This window comes from Burkholderia sp. HMSC10F09 (assembly GCF_001806955.1).
In the GTDB taxonomy this organism is placed as follows: domain Bacteria; phylum Pseudomonadota; class Gammaproteobacteria; order Burkholderiales; family Burkholderiaceae; genus Burkholderia; species Burkholderia multivorans.
In genome coordinates this window covers 1-1,870 of the sequence record NZ_KV786865.1, presented here as the reverse complement: position 1 = coordinate 1,870, position 1,870 = coordinate 1, and the positions used below count along the sequence as shown (strand labels likewise).

Genomic DNA, 1,870 nt, shown 5'->3' with positions numbered 1-1,870 from the left:
CGACGTCGGGGAAGAAGCGATCGTCATCGTGTTCAACGGAGGTGTCTCCGGACCGGGCCGCGAACCGCGGCTCGCGGTCCGGCGGAAAGCCGCGCGATGCGTACCGCTGCATCGCACGGCGGACAACGTCAGTGCCTGGACGCGCACGCGCCCGCGCACTGCGGACTCACTTCGACGCCCACGCGGCGAAGCGCTGCTCGAGCTCGTCGCCGTGGTCGGTCCAGAAGCCGATGTCCTGCAGCACCGCGTTCTTGCCGTTGGCCGGCGAATTCGGCAGATTCGCGAGCGTCTTCGCGTCGAGCGACTTGATCGCGGCAAGGTTCACCGGGCCGTACGCGATGTGCTGTGCGTATGCCTGCTGCGGCTTCGGCGTCAGCGTGTAGGCGATGTACTGCTCGGCAAGCGCCTTGTTCGGCGAGCCCTTCGGAATCGCCCAGTAGTCGAGATCGTAGATGCTGCCGTTCCACACGATCTTCAGGTTCTTGCCTTCCTTGCGCGCCGCGTCGATGCGGCCGCTGAACGCGGTCGACATCACGACGTCGCCGGCAACGAGGAACTGCGGCGGCTGTGCGCCCGCTTCCCACCACTGGATGTTCGGCTTCAGCTCGTCGAGCTTCTTGAACGCACGATCCTGGCCGGCCTTCGTGTTCAGCACCTTGTAGACGTCCTTCGGCGCGACGCCGTCGGCCATCAGCGCGAACTCGAGGTTGTAGCGTGCACCCTTGCGCATCGCACGCTTGCCGGGGAATTTCTTCACGTCCCAGAAATCGGCCCAGCTCGCCGGTGCGGTCTTCAGCTTGTCGGCGTTGTACGACAGCACCGTCGACCAGACGAAAATGCCCGCGCCGCAGGTCTGGTACGCCTCGGGAATCAGATCGGTCTTCTTCGCGATCTTCGACCAGTCGAGCTTCTCGTAAAGGCCTTCGTCGCAGCCGCGGCCGACGTCGCCGGACTCGACGTCGACGACGTCCCAGCTCACGTGCTTCGCCTCGACCATCGCCTTCACCTTCGCCTGCTCGCCGTTGTACTCGACGGCGGTGACCTTGTTGCCGGTCGCCTTCTCGAACGGCTGGTTGAAGGCGGCCTTCTGCGCATCGCCGTTCGCACCGCCGAAGTTGACGACCGTCAATTCGGCAGCGGACGCCGACGCGCCGAATGCGGCCAACGTCAGCGCAACGGCAATACGGCGTGCGGTAAAGCGGGTTCGATTCATGGTGGTTCCTCTCCGGTCGCGGTGAAAATGCGTAGTGGTGGTGATCGACGACAGACTGACAGACTGCGGGGAAACCGGCGGCCGCGCCGGCGTTACGCGAACACGCGCAGATGCGCGGGCGCGAACGACAGCGAAACCGGCGCGCCGGGGAAAAAGTTGTCGAGCGCTTCGGTGCCGAGCGGCACCTTGACGAAGCACTCGCCTTGTCCGGGCACGGCGCAACGCATGCGCACATGATCGCCGAAATAAATCAGCCCGAGCGCTTCGCCCGCGACGCGATTCGCGGCGAGGTCGTGCGGGGCCGGCGGTTCCGGCGCGCGGAAAAGACGCATGCGTTCCGGACGGATGCACGCGATCGCGGCTGCGCCGGGCGCGGCATTCGCGACGTTGCGCCCGACGAGGCGCGTGCCGTCGCCGAGCCGCAGCTCGCAGAACTCGCCGTCGACGCGCGCGATCGTGCCGCGCAGCCGGTTGCTGTCGCCGATGAAGTTCGCGACGAATTCGTTGCACGGCGATTCGTAGAGCCGGTCCACCGTGTCGAGCTGCTGCACGATGCCCTTGTCGAATACCGCCACGCGGTCCGACATCGTCAGCGCCTCGCCCTGATCGTGCGTCACGTAGACGAATGTCACGCCGAGCTTCTCGTGCAGCGCCTTC

2 protein-coding genes are annotated in these 1,870 nt (G+C 66.0%); both read right to left on the bottom strand.

The features are described 5' to 3' along the window. Positions 1 to 166: 166 nt before the first annotated feature. Positions 167 to 1,213, bottom strand: a complete 1,047-nt coding sequence (locus tag HMPREF3115_RS23845; RefSeq protein ID WP_070556352.1) for an ABC transporter substrate-binding protein — start codon at positions 1,211 to 1,213, stop codon at positions 167 to 169. A 92-nt stretch (positions 1,214 to 1,305) separates the two neighbouring features. Continuing rightward, positions 1,306 to 1,870, bottom strand: a 565-nt coding sequence (locus HMPREF3115_RS23840; RefSeq protein ID WP_083302284.1) for a TOBE domain-containing protein, incomplete at its 5' end; no start/stop codon positions are given.